At 45.8% G+C, this 16,621-nt stretch carries 18 protein-coding genes; 17 read left to right on the top strand and 1 reads right to left on the bottom strand.

What is annotated here, in order from left to right; genetic code table 11:
* Positions 1-73: 73 nt before the first annotated feature.
* From ADA01nite_RS15160 to dpaL, 10 genes are all read left to right on the top strand, one after another.
* Positions 74-379, top strand: a complete 306-nt coding sequence (locus ADA01nite_RS15160; protein ID WP_146811120.1) for a nucleotidyltransferase family protein — start codon at positions 74-76, stop codon at positions 377-379.
* Complete coding sequence (locus ADA01nite_RS15155) at positions 367-765, top strand: HI0074 family nucleotidyltransferase substrate-binding subunit (protein WP_146811119.1); 399 nt, start codon at positions 367-369, stop codon at positions 763-765. The genes ADA01nite_RS15160 and ADA01nite_RS15155 overlap by 13 nt, the downstream gene beginning before the upstream one ends.
* Before the next feature lie 66 nt (positions 766-831).
* A complete protein-coding gene (locus ADA01nite_RS15150) occupies positions 832-1,443 on the top strand; it encodes a YdcF family protein (protein WP_146811118.1) in 612 nt (203 codons plus the stop codon).
* 210 nt (positions 1,444-1,653) lie between these two features.
* The gene (locus ADA01nite_RS15145; protein ID WP_146811117.1) at positions 1,654-2,634 is read left to right on the top strand and encodes a DMT family transporter; all 981 of its coding nucleotides are present in this window, start codon (positions 1,654-1,656) and stop codon (positions 2,632-2,634) included.
* Positions 2,635-3,036: 402 nt separating this feature from the next.
* The gene (locus ADA01nite_RS15140; protein ID WP_146811116.1) at positions 3,037-4,617 is read left to right on the top strand and encodes a spore germination protein; all 1,581 of its coding nucleotides are present in this window, start codon (positions 3,037-3,039) and stop codon (positions 4,615-4,617) included.
* Positions 4,618-4,632: 15 nt separating this feature from the next.
* Complete coding sequence (locus tag ADA01nite_RS15135) at positions 4,633-5,820, top strand: Ger(x)C family spore germination protein (RefSeq protein ID WP_146811115.1); 1,188 nt, start codon at positions 4,633-4,635, stop codon at positions 5,818-5,820.
* Between the two features lie 6 nt (positions 5,821-5,826).
* On the top strand, positions 5,827-6,054 hold the full coding sequence (locus ADA01nite_RS15130; protein WP_146811114.1) for a hypothetical protein: 228 nt from the start codon (positions 5,827-5,829) through the stop codon (positions 6,052-6,054).
* A 26-nt stretch (positions 6,055-6,080) separates the two neighbouring features.
* Positions 6,081-7,181: a GerAB/ArcD/ProY family transporter gene (locus ADA01nite_RS15125; RefSeq protein WP_146811113.1), complete on the top strand. Its 1,101-nt coding sequence runs from the start codon at positions 6,081-6,083 to the stop codon at positions 7,179-7,181.
* A gap of 181 nt (positions 7,182-7,362) precedes the next feature.
* Complete coding sequence (locus tag ADA01nite_RS15120; protein WP_146811112.1) at positions 7,363-8,580, top strand: MFS transporter; 1,218 nt, start codon at positions 7,363-7,365, stop codon at positions 8,578-8,580.
* Positions 8,581-8,778: 198 nt separating this feature from the next.
* Positions 8,779-9,996 carry a diaminopropionate ammonia-lyase gene (dpaL, locus tag ADA01nite_RS15115; protein WP_146811111.1) on the top strand — a complete coding sequence of 406 codons (1,218 nt, stop codon included), beginning with the start codon at positions 8,779-8,781 and terminating at the stop codon, positions 9,994-9,996.
* A 272-nt stretch (positions 9,997-10,268) separates the two neighbouring features.
* Here dpaL and ADA01nite_RS15110 read toward each other — a convergent pair whose 3' ends face one another.
* The gene (locus tag ADA01nite_RS15110; RefSeq protein ID WP_146811110.1) at positions 10,269-11,492 is read right to left on the bottom strand and encodes a Fic family protein; all 1,224 of its coding nucleotides are present in this window, start codon (positions 11,490-11,492) and stop codon (positions 10,269-10,271) included.
* 634 nt (positions 11,493-12,126) lie between these two features.
* Here ADA01nite_RS15110 and ADA01nite_RS15105 point away from each other — a divergent pair.
* The 7 genes from ADA01nite_RS15105 (at position 12,127) to ADA01nite_RS15080 (ending at position 16,214) form a co-directional block, all read left to right on the top strand.
* A complete protein-coding gene (locus ADA01nite_RS15105; RefSeq protein ID WP_146811109.1) occupies positions 12,127-12,318 on the top strand; it encodes a hypothetical protein in 192 nt (63 codons plus the stop codon).
* 152 nt (positions 12,319-12,470) lie between these two features.
* On the top strand, positions 12,471-12,953 hold the full coding sequence (locus tag ADA01nite_RS15100; RefSeq protein WP_246147363.1) for a hypothetical protein: 483 nt from the start codon (positions 12,471-12,473) through the stop codon (positions 12,951-12,953).
* A gap of 72 nt (positions 12,954-13,025) precedes the next feature.
* The gene (locus tag ADA01nite_RS15095; RefSeq protein ID WP_146811108.1) at positions 13,026-13,580 is read left to right on the top strand and encodes a beta-class carbonic anhydrase; all 555 of its coding nucleotides are present in this window, start codon (positions 13,026-13,028) and stop codon (positions 13,578-13,580) included.
* A gap of 246 nt (positions 13,581-13,826) precedes the next feature.
* Positions 13,827-14,024: a hypothetical protein gene (locus tag ADA01nite_RS22135; RefSeq protein ID WP_170230311.1), complete on the top strand. Its 198-nt coding sequence runs from the start codon at positions 13,827-13,829 to the stop codon at positions 14,022-14,024.
* A 2-nt stretch (positions 14,025-14,026) separates the two neighbouring features.
* The gene (locus ADA01nite_RS15090; protein ID WP_170230310.1) at positions 14,027-14,461 is read left to right on the top strand and encodes a universal stress protein; all 435 of its coding nucleotides are present in this window, start codon (positions 14,027-14,029) and stop codon (positions 14,459-14,461) included.
* Between the two features lie 36 nt (positions 14,462-14,497).
* The gene (locus ADA01nite_RS15085; RefSeq protein ID WP_146811106.1) at positions 14,498-15,295 is read left to right on the top strand and encodes an enoyl-CoA hydratase/isomerase family protein; all 798 of its coding nucleotides are present in this window, start codon (positions 14,498-14,500) and stop codon (positions 15,293-15,295) included.
* A 361-nt stretch (positions 15,296-15,656) separates the two neighbouring features.
* The gene (locus ADA01nite_RS15080) at positions 15,657-16,214 is read left to right on the top strand and encodes a ribonuclease H-like YkuK family protein (RefSeq protein WP_146811105.1); all 558 of its coding nucleotides are present in this window, start codon (positions 15,657-15,659) and stop codon (positions 16,212-16,214) included.
* The last annotated feature ends 407 nt before the right edge of the window (positions 16,215-16,621 follow it).

Genomic DNA, 16,621 nt, shown 5'->3' with positions numbered 1-16,621 from the left:
AGTTGTATGGAATAGCATGACAAAAAGGGATATAATACACTGTAAGTAAATCGTAGGAAGGGCAGGGAAGAACATGCGCGCTTTGAAGAGAGAGACCATATTAGAAGAAGTAAAACGAATCGTTCTTTCTTACTTGCAGGATATAGATGCTACTGTGTATTTGTTTGGTTCATGGGCGAGAGGACGGGAAAGAGCGACATCTGATATTGACGTAGCTGTTGCTTATTCAGTTCCTCTTCCCAAAGGAACGTTATCTCGTATTCGGATGGCGCTTGAGGAGTCGAATATCCCATACCGAGTAGAAGTGGTTGATTTAACTCATTCTGACGAAGTGTTCCGGCAAAAAGTAAAGCAGGAGGGAATCATATGGAAAGGGTAATACAGCGTTTGGATATGGCGCGGAAGGCGCTCGGGACATTTGAAGAAGTGATGCGGATTGAGTCCCCGTCTTCGATTGAAAGGGATGCGGCAATTCAGCGCTTTGAATATACATTTGAAGCAATGTGGAAAGCGGCCAAGCAGGTGTTGCTAGATATTGAAGGCGTAGATGTCGCGTCTCCCAAGGGTGTGATTCGGTCTTGCAGGGAGGTTCAGTTACTGAACGAAGAAGAGGCGATAGACGCTTTGCAGATGGTTGATGACCGGAATTTAACTGTTCATACATATAATGAAGCTTTATCACTTGAAATTTATAGCCGCTTACCCTCATATGTATCATTTTTTCGCATATGGCTACAGCGTTTGCAGGAGCGTTCGAACGGTTAGTGTCTATTTCCATTTCTTTTTATCATCCTCCATGTATAATCCACGATTCTTCTGGGAAAGGAAGCCATGCAACTGACACAACAGCCAATGCAGACAGATATAAAACGTAACAGAAGACGGAGAAGAGCCGTATCCCTCTTATGGACAATTCTATTGCTTCCGGTGCTTTATATATCCGGCGTTCACATGGCTATCATGAACGCAGCGAAACAGCAACCGGCACAGGATGCGGATTATATGATTATTCTGGGCGCGGCTCTATGGGGAGAGGAGATGTCGCCGTCGCTTCGGTACCGGATGGACACGGCGCTCTCTTATCTAAAACAGAATCCGCGTACAAAGGTGATTGTATCCGGCGGCCAGGGGGTTGGTGAGGACATGCCGGAGGCCGTGGCGATGCAGCGTTTCCTGCTTGAGAATGGTGTTCCGCAAGAGAGAATCATTGTGGAAGACAGGGCACAGACGACATCTGAGAATATTTTATTCTCCAAAAAGTTGATGAAATCCAACCAGGCCGTACTTGTGACGAACGATTTCCATATACTGCGCGCCAAACTTTTAGCCGAGCGTGCCGGTATTGAGGCGCAGACACTTTCTGCGCCGACGCCGGAATCGGTGAAGGTGAAATTGTTTGTGCGCGAATATGCCGCGTTGTTAAAATCATGGTTATTTGATTAGACAAAAGGAGCGTTCCTGTGGAAGAATCGCTCCTTTTTCCTTGTATCTATAATCTATGATATTGTTAGAAAATAATAAATTAGTTTAGTATGACATAAGGAGAAAGATATATAAAAAAATGGAAAAAGGAAGAAGCTGGTGAAAACTAGCGGGGTATTATGAGACATAACATATAACGGAAGAAATTCAGCGGCTTAAGGAGGAATAACGTTGCGGCCGATTGTGTACGGATTGTTGGCCTCTTTTTTCTTTGCATTTACGTTTGTGTTGAATCGGGCTATGGATTTGTCCGGGGGACATTGGATTTGGAGTGCTTCGCTCCGCTATTTGTTTATGGTTCCGTTTTTGTTTTTAATTGTCGCGAAACGGAAAAACCTTGGAGTTTTGTTTTCTCATATGCGTAAACATCCCCGGGCATGGCTTGTATGGAGCTTTATCGGATTTGTCCTATTCTATGCGCCGCTGAGCTTTGCTGCGGCATATGGACCCGGCTGGCTCATTGCGGGTACCTGGCAGGTGACCATTATCGCAGGCTCGCTGCTTGTCCCGCTGTTCTACGAATCGATTGATACACCGCACGGTCCTGTGAAAATAAGAGGGAGGTTGCCTGTCAAAGGTTTGCTGCTGTCCTGCGTCATCCTGCTGGGTGTAGCGGTAATGCAGATAGAGCATGCCAGAGGTATCTCGCAGGCCGAGCTTTTTCTCGGCATTTTGCCCGTAGTGCTGGCCGCATTCGCCTATCCGTTAGGCAATCGAAAGATGATGGAAGTATGCGGGAAAGAAATCGACGCGTATCAGCGCGTGCTGGGCATGACGCTTGCCAGCCTGCCGTTCTGGTTGCTGCTTGCCGGGTATGGCTGGGTGATGGAGGGGCCACCCGGTGGGGGACAAATTGTCCAATCCATCCTGGTTGCTGTCACTTCGGGGATAATTGCTACCGTTCTATTTTTTGCGGCTACCGATATGGTGAGAGGTGATACGCACAGGCTGGCCGCTGTCGAAGCCACCCAATCGGGAGAGGTGCTGTTTGCTGTACTGGGTGAAATGCTCCTGCTATCGGCACCAATGCCTGCGCTCTGGTCCTTGCTGGGTATGCTGCTCGTTGTGCTCGGTATGATACTTCACAGTTTGTATTCACATGGCCCGGAGACAAAGAAAGTATCAAAAAACGTGTCAGAGAAAGTGACTTAAGTCCGAACATTGTTCGGGCTTTTGTCTATTTATGGCGGGGAACCACTCCTCACCAGTAAAGCGGACGAAGGAACGACGGTCACCATTCTTCTCCCGGTGCGGGGGAGCCGGGTCGAGTTGGTGTGAAAATGAATTAAACGAACGTTTAACTTTTTTTGGAAGCGGGAAGCTGCCGGGAAGCATGGAGAGTGGAAGAAAGCAGGAAAAACAGTGGAGAAAGGCGTTGCCTGCTTGTTTTCCATTCGCCTTTCCCGGCAGTTTCCTGTTCGGCAGGCATAAAAGGTTGTCGTGTCCCGAATTCCTTGAATCATTTTCGCTTTGGTACATTCCAAAAAGCCCGGGATGTTTTAACGAAACCGTATTTGTCAATAATGAAATGAAAAGTATGACAAGGAGATCGTTATGGGCAACTGGAAGAAAAGTTTGAAACATCTATTACGCTCGGACCGGCGAAAGTTGGTAAATGCCGAACTACCAGGCAAGAATCAACAAACCGAAACATTGCTCTCCGGATATGTTAATGAAAATTTGCAAATAATACAAAGCATTTATGCAGATTGTTCAGACGTCATTTTTCATGACTTTTTGATCGGCAATAAAACAAAAGCCGTGCTTATTTACATCGATGGTCTTACCAATGTCGAAGAGGTCGACCAGCATGTACTGGCGCCGCTTCAGCAGAATTTCACTCTGGAACATACGCTTCCGAACATTCGTAAAAAAATCGCCGTCTCGTCCATAAAACATGTACGAACCGTAGCTGATGTCATCGAAGAAATATCCAGCGGGAATCCCGTCCTGCTTATGAATCAGGAAAATCAAGGATTGTCGATTGGATTATCGAGGTGGGAAAAACGCGGAATTGAAGAACCTGTGGCCGAATCGGTTTTACGAGGTCCAAGGGAAGGGTTCATCGAAACACTGCGGACCAATACTTCTTTGCTGCGGCGGAAATTAAAAAGTCCGAATCTGAAAATCAAATCGATGAACATCGGGACATATACCAGAACCCCAATCGCAATTGCTTACATTGAGGGAATTGCGGACCCCGCTTTAATTGAGGAAATGACAAGTCGGTTACAGCGGATTGAGATCGACGGTGTATTGGCAGACGCATATATCGAGGAATTGATTGAAGACGACCCTTATTCTCCTTTCCCTCAACTTCTGTCGACGGAACGTCCGGATGTTGCAAGCGCGTATTTGCTGGAAGGGCATGTCGTTGTGTTAGTCGATGGAGCCCCCAGTGTGCTGATAGCCCCGGTGACATTTATTTCTTTTATGCAATCGCCGGCAGATTACTACGAGCGATACTTCGTCGGTACGGCGATTCGTTGGCTGCGTTTCTTGTTTTTTGCCATCTCTTTACTTGCGCCTTCGCTTTATGTCGCCGTTCTTACGTTTCATCAAGAAATGATTCCGACCTCCCTTTTATTAACGGTGGCGAAGTCACGCGAACAGGTGCCATTTCCTGCGCTTGTGGAGGCTTTACTTATGGAGACCATGTTTGAAGCGCTGCGCGAGGCCGGAGCCAGACTTCCCAAGCAAATAGGGTCAGCCGTCAGTATCGTTGGGGCGCTTGTTATTGGTCAAGCGTCGATTACATCCGGTATCGCGTCCGCACCGATGGTCATGGTTGTGGCGATTACGGGGATCGCTTCATTTATGGTTCCCCGGTTCACCGTGGGAATTTCCGTAAGGCTTCTTCGCTTCCCCATGATGTTCCTTGCGGGCTTCCTGGGATTTCTCGGCTTGATACTAGGAATAATTATGATTTTGATTCATCTCCTCAATCTTCGCTCTTTTGGTGTCCCGTATACGTCTCCCTTGGCCCCTATGAAAGGCCGCGACATGAAAGACGTGCTTATAAGGGCTCCGTACTGGGCGTTGAACACACGCCCTGGCTTATCCGGGGAATCGAACAAATATCGGCAGGCCCCCGGACAACAGCCAGGTCCAACCAAAAGGGATGAGGAAGGATAATCAAAGGGGATTTTTATGTATACAACAAAACGAAAAACCATTCTTGTCCTTTTTTTCCTTTCTATCCAAACACTATTGCTTTCCGGCTGCTGGGACCGAACGGAAGTGAACGATTTGGCTATCATTACAGCGGCTGGTTTCGATGTAACGGACGATCATAAACTTGAACTGTCCGTAAACATATTTATTACCAATCCGTCAGGAGGTGAACAGATGGGGGGGATGTCCGGCGGAGATGGCGGGGGAGCCGGACAATTCATCGTTCGATCAGCAGCAGGGCTGACTATGGCGGATGCGGTATCCAAATTGCAGCAGATGCTTCCCCGCAAGGTGTTTTGGGGGCATAACGAGGTTTTCATTTTTGGGGAAAGATTGGCGAAGCAGGGCGTTGACGAACCGATAGAATACTTGACTCGGCACCCCGATGCAAGAGAACGCGCAAACGTATTTGTCAGCAAAGGACTGGCAAAAGATGTGCTGCAACTTCAGCCTTCTATTGAACGAAACACCGCGGAGGTGCTGCGGGAAATGGCCAAGTCCCAGACAGGGCTGAATATCACGGTGAAAGAGTTGGCGCAAATGCTGGCCGGTAAAGCTAATGCGGCTGTCATCCCCTGGGTGGAAATCGAACAAGCACAGGGAACTCAAAAAGCAACTCCGTTTATTAGCGGAACAGCGGTAGTAAAGAACGGAAAAATGGTCGGTCGTATGAATGATTACACAACCAGAGGAATCATGTGGCTGAGAAACGAAGTAAAAAGTGCCACCGTGACCGTTTCCCCAAAAGGTACTAAAGGATATGTGTCCCTCTATCTAATCAAAAGTCATACGGAATTGGTTCCTCATATTGATGGTGATAATTGGAGCGTTACCGTTAAGATTGAAACTCAGGACGATATCGTCGAAAATACAACGGACCTGAATCTCATGGAACCGGAGCATACGCAAGAACTGGAAACGGAATTGGGAACCGATATTGAAAATCGTGTGAAGAAGGCCCTGACGAAAGCACAGGAAGAAATGAACGCCGACATTTTCAATTTTGCCGATGCTTTTTACCGTAAATATCCGAAAGAGTGGAATCAAGCAAAGGATCGCTGGGATGAGATATTCCCGGAAGTCGAAGTGAAGTTGGAAACAAACCCTAAAGTTACCAGAGTGGGATTGACCGGTAAAAGCCTTATTAAGCCGGAACAGAGGTGATCAAAAATGAAATGGGCGGCGATCCTGGGGATCACAGTGGTTTTAGTTTTCATGACCATATACGAATGGCCGAAAATGAAGGTGAAAATGAAAAGAGAGAAAATTGCCTTTGCCGCCTTAACCATTTTGGGAGGGGTTCTGGCCTTTCTGCTTGTTTTCTATCCAGAAATGCCGGGTCCCACACAATGGATTGATGCCATTTATAAACCGCTGGGAAAATTTCTTGAGAAATAAATCGCGGAAAGGAGTTCAAAAGAAGAATGATCGAAAAAGGGAAGATTTCTGCATTACAATTGGGAATGATGATGTATTTTGCAATCACCCCTACAGCGATTCTCACCGCACCAGCGATTACGTACAAATACGCGAAACAAGATCTTTGGATTTCGCCGATTTGGGCCTTAAGTGGATTGATTACCATATTTATCGCATTTCGACTCCATAACATGTATCCGGGCCAAAATATCGTCCAGGTGAGCGAACGAATCGTCGGCCGGTTTCCCGGAAAAATGATCGGGTTGATCATCCTTTTCGTTTACCTATATCTCAATGGTATTGTCATTCGAGAATACAGCGAATTCTTGGTCGGGGCATTCCTGAATCAGACCCCGCTCATCGTGGTGTCAGGCAGCATGGTGCTGGTATGTGCATTTGCTGTTCGCGGAGGCGTGGAAATCGTGGGGAGGTTTGCCCAGCTTTTCCTACCTGCTTTTGTTGTTTTTTTTCTGTTGATCATTATTCCGATCATTCCTGAGCTAAATCTATTGAATATGCTTCCGTTCATGGGAGAAGGGATTATGCCTTCTATCTCGGGTGCTGGCGTTTTGCAGACCTGGTTTAGCGAATATATCACCGTATCGTTTCTTCTCCCCTTTGTAGCCGATCGCAAAAAAGCGGCGAAAATCACTTTGATTTCTTTATTTGCGGTGATATTGACACTGGTTATTTCCAATCTTGTAACACTGCTGCTCCTGGGGGAGATAACGGGCAATTATACCTATCCTTTTTTGCTCGTTGCGAGGTACATCAGCCTGGCGGAATTTTTCACCCATCTGGAATCGCTGCACATGGCCATTTGGGTGCTCGGTGCGTTTGTGAAAATCTGCGTATTTTTTTACGTGTCTGTTCTTGGCGCCGCCCAATGGATGAACCTGTCCGATCATCGGCCGATCGTGTTTCCGCTTGGCTTTATTTTACTCTTGTTTAGCGTTTGGGTAGCGTCCAATATGCAGGAATTATTGCATGCGATTTCTACGTCTGTGACATTTTCTCTATTGACTGTGTTGGTGGTTATTCCGATGCTACTGCTCTGTATAGCTTGGGTGAAAAAACGATTTGGCAGGATAAGGACAATGAGGTGATTCGAATATGGTACTAATTTCGTATCCACGCTGTTTTCTGATGAATAGAAAATAAAAATATGAGCCTCAGATTTTAAAAGATGAAGGTTGGGAGCACATCGTTAACTAAATTGCAGGTTCATTATTTGGCGATGATTGGTTACAGTAAAAGAAATAGAGCATAAAAAGGGGCACGTGTACCATGAATATTTTATCGACCACCGGACCGGAGCAGCGCAAGCTCCTGATAAGTGCCGGAATTAGCTGGTTGTTTGATGCCATGGATGTAGGCATCATTTCTTTTATCGTTGCGGCATTGACTGTCGCCTGGAGCCTTACGCCGGATCAGGTCGGCTGGCTGACGAGCATCAATTCGATTGGAATGGCGCTTGGCGCGGCTATGGCTGGTATTCTGGCGGATCGATACGGACGAAAAGCGATATTGATGACAACGATCCTTATTTTTTCGATCGCGACCGGATTGTCTGCGCTGGCGACTTCTTTTGTCATGCTGTGTCTGCTTCGTTTCATCGCAGGGGTTGGACTGGGAGGCGAGCTTCCGGTGGCATCCACGCTGGTGTCGGAGAGTATGCCAGCTTCAGAGCGGGGACGAGCGGTTGTATTATTGGAGAGTTTCTGGGCGGGTGGCTGGTTGCTGGCCGCGCTGGTGGCGTATTTCATAATACCTCAATACGGCTGGCAGGCTGCGTTTATCATCGGTGCCGTACCCGCATTGTATGCTGTATATCTCCGGCGTGCGATTTCTGATTCGCCGCGCCATGCTGCAGTTCGGAGCAGAGAAGGGAGAACCTCGTTCATTCGCAATCTGGCGGCCATCTGGACAAAGGAGCACCGCAAATCGACTGTCATGCTGTGGATTTTGTGGTTTACAGTCGTTTTCTCTTACTATGGTATGTTTCTCTGGCTGCCGACCGTGATGGTGTTGAAAGGATTTAGTTTGATTAAAAGTTTTGAATACGTTCTGATTATGACGTTGGCCCAACTTCCCGGCTATTTTACGGCAGCGTATTTTATCGAGCGGTACGGGCGGAAGTTTGTGCTCGTATTTTACCTGACGATGACGGCGCTGAGCGCCCTCTGGTTCGGTAATGCAGGGTCGCTTTCATCGCTTCTTGCGGCTGGGATTTTGCTATCCTTCTTCAATCTGGGGGCCTGGGGGGGCTTGTATGCGTATACTCCGGAGCTTTATCCGACGTCCATCCGTTCCACCGGTGCCGGGATGGCAGCTTCTTTCGGAAGGGTTGGAGGTATTCTGGCTCCGCTTCTGGTTGGAATGCTGGTAAAAAGCGGCGTAAGCATTGCCTGGATTTTCGCAATGTTTTTTATCGTTATTCTTGTCGGTGTGCTGGCGGTCGCGTCTCTGGGCCCGGAAACCCGGCATGCAGAGCTTGCGGACTAGCAATGTAAAACGATCCTGAGCGTGCAGCTCAGGCGCTTGCTGTGAAGAGAACAGTTAATTTAGCGGACGGCGGTCATTATATTGTTTTCCTTTACCACGAAAAGTAAGACGTTGAATAGCCGGTATACCGCCTGTTGTAGGAAAAGCGACACCATCTGTCGAATTGCTTCATGGATAGACGGAAAAGGGAGGCAGAGCATGGAAACTTTGCAATGGACATGGAATAATCGGGCGCGCCAGGCGGGGGAGAAGCCGATACCTGAGCTCTTTACAGAGGAGAAGGCAAGAAGTGTTCGTGCCTTTCATCAAACATTTAGCGGCTATCAACCGACGCCGCTTCGCAGTCTGAGCAGTCTGGCCGGATACCTGGGCATTAAAGGAATGTATGTCAAAGATGAATCCTACCGCTTTGGCCTGAACGCATTCAAAGCGCTGGGCGGCTCGTATGCGATCGGGCGCTATCTCGCCGGCCGACTTGGCCGGGAAATCGAAACCCTCTCGTTTGAGGAATTGCAGTCGCCCGCCATTCGGCAGCAATTAGGCGAAATTACATTTGCCTCTGCAACGGACGGCAACCACGGCAGGGGAGTGGCATGGGCCGCAGCACAGTTCGGGCAGAAGTCGGTAATCTATATGCCGAAAGGCTCGGCAGCCATCCGGCTTGAGAATATCCGGCGTGCCGGGGCGAGAGCGGAGATAACGAATCTGAATTATGACGATACCGTTCGTCTGATGAAAAAACACGCGGAACTGAATGGATGGGTACTGGTTCAGGATACAGCCTGGGACGGATATGAAGAAATCCCCGCTTACATCATGCAGGGGTATATGACGATGGTGATGGAAGCGCTGGAGCAGATGCAAGCGGATGGAATCACAAAGCCAACCCATGTATTTGTTCAGGTCGGAGTAGGATCGATTGCGGGTGCCGTGCAGGGACTTTTGGTTAATTTATTCGGAGAGGAACGTCCCGTTACCGTTATCGTGGAGCCGAACAAGGCTGACTGCCATTACCGTTCCGCGCTGACCGAGGATGGAAAGCGGGAATATGTGACAGGGCCGATGGATACGATGATGGCCGGACTGGCCTGCGGAGAGCCGAATCCGCTTTCCTGGAGCATTATGCGAGATTATAGCGATATGTTTGTTTCCTGCCCGGATTATACCGCCGCTCACGGTATGCGTTTGTTGGGCAATCCGCTTCGTGGTGATGAAAAAGTGATTTCCGGAGAGTCGGGTGCCGTGACAAGCGGGCTTGTAAGTCTCCTGATGAGGGACGAAAGCTTACATGAAGCAAAGGAACGGCTGGGTTTAAACAAAGACTCCGTCGTGCTTGTATTCAACACGGAGGGAGATACCGATCCAGAGAATTATCTGCGGGTCGTATGGGATGGTTTGCATCCGAATGAAAGATAACAAAAGAAAAGCGGCTGGCATCGGAGATTATCCGATCGTCCAGCCGTTTGCCGTTCTTCTTATGCTTTTTATATCCATAATCGCATCCGTATTCAACGGAGCGTAAATGTGGGGATATAATCGAACGTTCTTTTTTGCATTGCGTGTCGTCTAGAATCAAAAACGTAACCGGGCGTGCATCTCCACGTTTGGCACGCGTCTTGCGAATGGTTTCCATCACGACAGTACCCGACGCACTAATTTAAATCATCCTTATTTTTTGCATTAGGAGACTAGTTAAAGTAGGTGCTTAAATCCCTGTATACGGTTATTTCAATTGGTTTTCTTCTGATAAATTCAATTAATCTCATTTCTTCAAGTTCATCCAGAGCTTTACGAACTGTATACTCTGACTTTTTGGTTATGCTGATTAAGTCTTTTAATGTAAGTCCTTTACCCTCGATCCCAAAAATATAATTTTGGCCGAGTATGAAAAATATATCTTTACCTAATTCATTTGGAATGCTGAGTTCTTGTAATAAGCTAGACAGGCGTCCCATTTTCTCTCTCTTTTCGGACAGATCAACAAGGATATCCATCTGAGCTTTATCAATAATATTGAAAAACACCTCACAGAAAAATGTAAGTTCCCCCTTATTGTGAGGGTTATTGCACTCTATAAATGCATTATAGTACGACTGCTTTAATTTATTAGTCGAATATGAAAGTGTCAATGCTGTCAGTCTATCCAGCTCATTTAGCAAGTACATGCTGCTGATGTATCTAGATGTACGCCCGTTCCCATCATAAAAAGGATGAATGTAACCAAAATAGTAATGAGATATGGCGATTTTGTATAACATAGGGGAATTATGTTCGTTCAGGTAGCTGATCAAGTTCGCTAGGTGGGCCTTAATGGTTTCCTCTGAAAAAGTATTCCGATGCAAAGTCTTGTTGGTTTCTGTCACCACATCAACCGGCTCTTTCCGAAAAAGAGTCCCATCCAGCTGATATTCTTTCTTGATTTCATCTTTGACTAGCTGGTCGTAGATTTCCCTTACATGTTCAATATTTTCTAATGCTGTCTGCGTTTCCGATAAGAGATTCACATACGATCTCATTAAGCTTTGATGTCTAACTTTATTTTTTTTAGAAAATTCTTTCCGTTCGACCATTTCCATTGCAGTTTCCATTTCTGCTTTTGTACTTCGCACGCCTTCGATCTCATTTGTGCTTAAAAGTTCCTCAATCAGTTTAGCGCGAATATATTGCTGAATAGCAATAGGGGGAAGTTTGTCTACAATCGATTGAATGATTTTGCTTTGTTTCAGAATTTGCTCGTGCAATAGGTCAAGTTCGGAATGATTGACATAAAAGCAGGCAAATTCTTGACCACTTTTGTACGGTTTAATATGAAAAGGTAGCTTAACTGTACCATAGCTATTTACACGTTTTCCATATTCTATTTCATACTTTGCTGAATCCTTATAATACAGTTTAGATAGTTGCTCATACATAAAAATAACACCTCATTTTGCTAATATAGACAATAACTAAGGGATTTATAATTAAAAAAACGCCATTTTTTATATTTATTTATTATTCTATTTTTTATAATTGCAAAAAACAATCTTTATTTTGTTAAAAAGAGTCATATTGAATTAATGTATAAAATTTCTGGACTCTTGAGCACATCGACAAGTGGTTTTTGTGCCAGTCCCTGTTCATAGGCATAGACAATCAGCTGACCCATGCACTTCACAAAGAAAGAGGCCATGAATAAACGCAAGCAAGTGTTGGTGTTACGGTTTGGAAATGAGTAGATTCAGAGCCAAAACAAACTGGGCGATGGAGGAATGAAAGGCTACCATGAAATTGGACATTCTCCTTTTTGTGGGATTTTAGGTGTGGTAGCCAAAACTTCTACCAAAGGATTGAAGAATGGGGTTGGAAAGAACGCAAAGATGAGCAACTCGGTGGATTAAGAGTATTTGAAAAGAATGGAACTATAATACATATAATCACGGGGCAAGGTTATTTCTCTATATCGGAATTAAAGACATCTTTGACAATCTTTTTTATTTTCTTGTAACCTTGCATATACTTCTTCGTATAGAAGGGTAACCAAGGAATAAAGGAGACACGATTGTCATGTCGTTTTTGAAAGATTTGATAAAGATGCTGATGGGTAACAAAAAGCACGGCTACCGTCACTACAGCAGCAGCGACTACCGTCACCGTCGTCCGAAGCATTATGGTCATTCTTATTACGGTCATTCCCATTATAAACGCAAACATTCAAGCCGCAGCTTCTTTTCCAGCGGCGGTTTTTTCAGAAGTTAATCTAATGATACGATTCTTAAAGAGAGAGGACTTGTTCTGTATCCTCTCTTTTCTTTTTTTATTTGGGAAGTGTAAGGTAGTACAATAAATAAAACCACCATAGCTTTTCAGCCGCAACCCTGACATGAAAATCATGGGGGAGTGGCTGACTTTTGCGGTACGAAGGAAAAGCGGAGGTGAGCCTCGAGGATTGTATGGAGCAAATATTGTCTTCTCATTCAAAAGCGCGCTGGATACGCAGAAGACGGGAAATAGCGGAATGGGAGCAAAGGGAAAAACTCGTAAAGAAACCGAAAAAAACCATTCCGTTCCTCTACGATGAAGTTGACGAGGAGTTATTCCCGGCACTTCTTCTGCTGAATGACAGAGGGATTGTAACGCAATACTCTTGCGCCGGTGTCAGCATGCTTGATGATCCCGTCGACCATTCGCTGTATGCTTATGTAACGGTATTAGACACCCCGGAAAGCAGAGCTTTCATTGATTATCTACAGCAGAACATGCGTCATCGTCTGCTGGTTACGTATGAACCGGAAAGAAAACGGTATGACCTGTCCTCTTTTTACATTCGGCATAACAGGTCCTTTTGTTTCTTGCTTTACCGATACGCGATGTGCTGGAAAACATCTCATTAGTGGTGAAATGAATTCATGTACGATACAATAAAAATAAAAAACATACTGGAGAGCTAAGAAGGAGGAAACCATATGTCAGCATTGCCGGAGATCATGTCATATAATCAGAATTTTGTTGAAACCGGAAAGTACGAAGAATTTCGCACGACGAAATTTCCTGATAAGGGAATTGTCATTTTGACCTGTATGGACACCCGGCTTGTCGAACTCCTGCCGCGTGCCATGAATCTGCGGAATGGTGACGCCAAAATTATTAAAAACGCTGGCGCAATGGTAACGCATCCGTTTGGGAGTATTATGCGAAGCATTCTGGTTGCCGTTTACGAATTGCAAGCGAAAGAAGTGTTTGTCGTCGGCCATTATGATTGCGGCATGACCAGTCTGAAACCGGGCTCTGTTCTCGAAAAAGCGAAACAAAGCGGTGTCAGCGAGGAAAAAATCGAAACGCTCCAGCATGCAGGCATTGAACTGGACAAATGGCTAACCGGTTTTGAGAGCGTAGCGGACAGTGTCAGACAGACGGTAAATAACATCAAACAGCATCCGCTGTTTCCAGAAGGTATCGCGGTGCATGGTTTGGTTATTCATCCGGAGACTGGAAAGCTGGATTTGGTGATAAAAGGATAAAGTGTAAAAGTTGACAGGCGACTGACAGGATAAAAGTCAGAAGCCTTTTTTTGTGGCAGGGAAAAACAATGAGTGATGCTGAGAACATTGAAAACCGGGAGGATGTGACCGAGCTTAAGAGGAAAGAATGGCCGGGTTGTAGAAGTTATAAAGGAAAAGGCAAGCTTCCCCGCTGTGCTGGGTACGGCCATTCTTAAGGCGTTCTGATTTTGTGAAGCTTTTGTATTCCATGGAAATCGTGCGCTGTTGGGTAGACAGCAGCTTGTAGGATACGCCGGAACAAAGCGGATGGATACACTGGTTGCTGCTGTTACAGCGAGCATGATGTTTGAAGAGATAGTGGATTTTGATTGGGTGTATTCCTCTCCCTCCGCTGTATGGGATCCGATTCAGCAGGCGGCAGGAGAAGCGCTGAAAAACATAACAAGAGAAAAGGGGAAATAAAGGTGAGAAAAAATATTCTGGTTCCGATTGACGGTTCGGAGCACGCGCTGCGCGCATTGGGAGAGGCTGTAGAAATGACGAAAGCATTCGGCGAAAAAATTATTCTGCTAAATGTACAGTATGATTTGGAGACATTCCATACCCGGCGTTTTTTTAGCCGTGAACAAATTCAGCAATATGAACGGGAAATGAGCGAAGAGGTTCTGTCGCCAGCTGTGGAAGTGTTGCGCAAATATGATGTAGAATTCGATGTAAAAACACGGATAGGCAGCCCCAAAAAAGAAATCATCGCGGAGGCGAAAGAACAGAAGGTACGAAGCATTGTAATGGGTTCGCGGGGGATGGGGTCTGTAATGGGAACCGTGCTCGGCAGTGTTAGTTACGGTGTGATTCATGAAGCCCCTTGTCCCGTCATGATTGTACCGGCGCGCGAATAGGCTTGCGCCAATCAAAGCAAAAAATGAGGTGGTAATTTGAAAATCGAAACGAGCCGGTTTGAAGACGGAGCGAAAATCGTATGGCAGGAGACAGCAGGCCTTGCGATCGTCACGATCAAACGTCCGTGGACAAAAAATGCAATGACGCCGGACATGTGGAAAGCACTGGCCGACATCGGAAGAAAGATCGAGAAAAACAAAAAAATCAGAACCGCGATTCTTCGTGGAGAAGGCCCGCAGTTTACCGTCGGTTCAGACATTAAAGCATTTCATAAAATGTCGATTGAAGAGGCAAACGAAGCGTTCGTGCTGATGGAAGATGCGATTACATCGTTTGAGTATTTGCGGATTCCGACGATTGCGTTTATTACCGGTCCGGCGATGGGAGCAGGACTGGAGTTGGCGCTTTCATGTGATTTGCGGATTGGTTCAACGAATGCATTGCTTGGAATCCCGATTGGAAAGTTGGGCATTACGATCAGTCAGCGTTTCTCACAGCGTCTGGTTAATCTGATCGGTCCAAGCCGCACGAAAGACTTAATCTTCACAGGCCGGTTGTTTAAAGCGGAAGAAGCGTACGAGCTTGGCCTGTTGAATTACTTGGTAAGTGAAGAAGAGGCCGAGGAATTTGTGCTGGAATTAGCCAGAAAAGTTTCACGTGCGTCCATGAATTCCCTTCAGGCAGCCAAAGAAGCGGTCGCGCGCTGCGTTCCTTTTACGGAGGTGGCGTTCGGACATCGAGGGTACCCGCAGTATATCGACCCGATCGATTTTCCGGAAGGGGTAGCTGCATTCGTGGAGAAACGCGAACCTCGTTTTGGAAGCTCGACGTAAGGTTCATATCAATTTTACAAAAATTTAGCTTTTTTTCTGCTGGAAGGTTTCCGTAAGCGTGGTACAATGAATATAATAAAGCAAGTAAAACCATATGGAAGCGGAAAGGAGAAAACGGTATGCTTGGTATCCGTATCCGAGACAGCAGGATAGACAACGCAAGAAACCCGGATCAATCCTGCCGTTTTCGTCCTGGTTTTATTTTTGGTATATATCCGGGATTGATAGGCGTATATGCGGTTTTTGTGTTGTGGGGTAATAACAGGGCTATCTCATTTGTTAAATTGAGGTAGTCTTTTTATTTTCACCTGAAAAAGCAAAACCTACGTGTAAAAATGAAAATAAAAGAGGTGGTAAGGATATGAAAAAAGCTTATAAACCAGAAACGTTTTACAACATGAGCGAGAAACTTGTAAGCTTTGATGAAGTATTTGATCGTATCCTGCGGTTTGTAGAGCAGGACCCTATGGGACAGTATGCGATGGCAATTGGGACGGATTCACATGGATATCAATCGTATACAAAGTTTACCTCCGCCGTACTCATTCATCGTCTTGGAAAAGGGGCATGGGGCTGCCTCCGCGATTATATTGTGCCGCGACGTATTCACAGTCTGCGGGAGAAAATTTCACTGGAGACATCGCTCAGTCAGGAGATCGCTTATTACATAACACCAGACATGCTTACACAGATATCGGACGTTTTACTGCCTTATGTTGATAAAGGAGCGGATTTTACGATTTCTATTCATTTAGACATTGGGAATCAGGGTGCAACCAAGGAGCTCATTAAAGAAATGGTTGGACGGATCCAGGCTATGGGCATTGAAGCGAAAATTAAACCCGATTCCTATGTGGCTTCCAGTTACGCGAATCGATTTACGAAGCGAGGTTCGATATTGAAGCGAAAAGCCAACTAACAAGTACAAACGGTAAAATTTTATTAATAAATTTAGGCTGAACACCAGAAAATACAGATGGGCATTTGCACATAATGTATGGCAAGGATGGGAGAAGGGATGGACATGTTACTTCGTTACGCTCCGCAGAGATGGTATACAAACCGCTCCAGTGGACCAGCAGGCCCGCCAAAAACCTCCATGGCTCAAGCTCTGTTATGAAAATGAATGAGGGAGCGAGTCCCGTCCGTGGTGCAAAGGCAAAGAGAGAAAAGAACGAGGATACGGGTTGAATGTTTGATATTGAACCTAAATTTTCATCGTTTTTTAAAAAAATGCTTGCGTTCTGTCTACAAGGCATGATATATTAATTTCTGTCGCTGCTAATGATTTTTAAGCAGAGAAACGGCTACATAAGTATGAATGTA

This window comes from Aneurinibacillus danicus (assembly GCF_007991215.1).
Classification (GTDB): Bacteria; Bacillota; Bacilli; order Aneurinibacillales; family Aneurinibacillaceae; genus Aneurinibacillus; species Aneurinibacillus danicus.
Note: the sequence above shows the minus strand (reverse complement) of the source record. Positions and strands in the feature narration are given on the sequence as shown.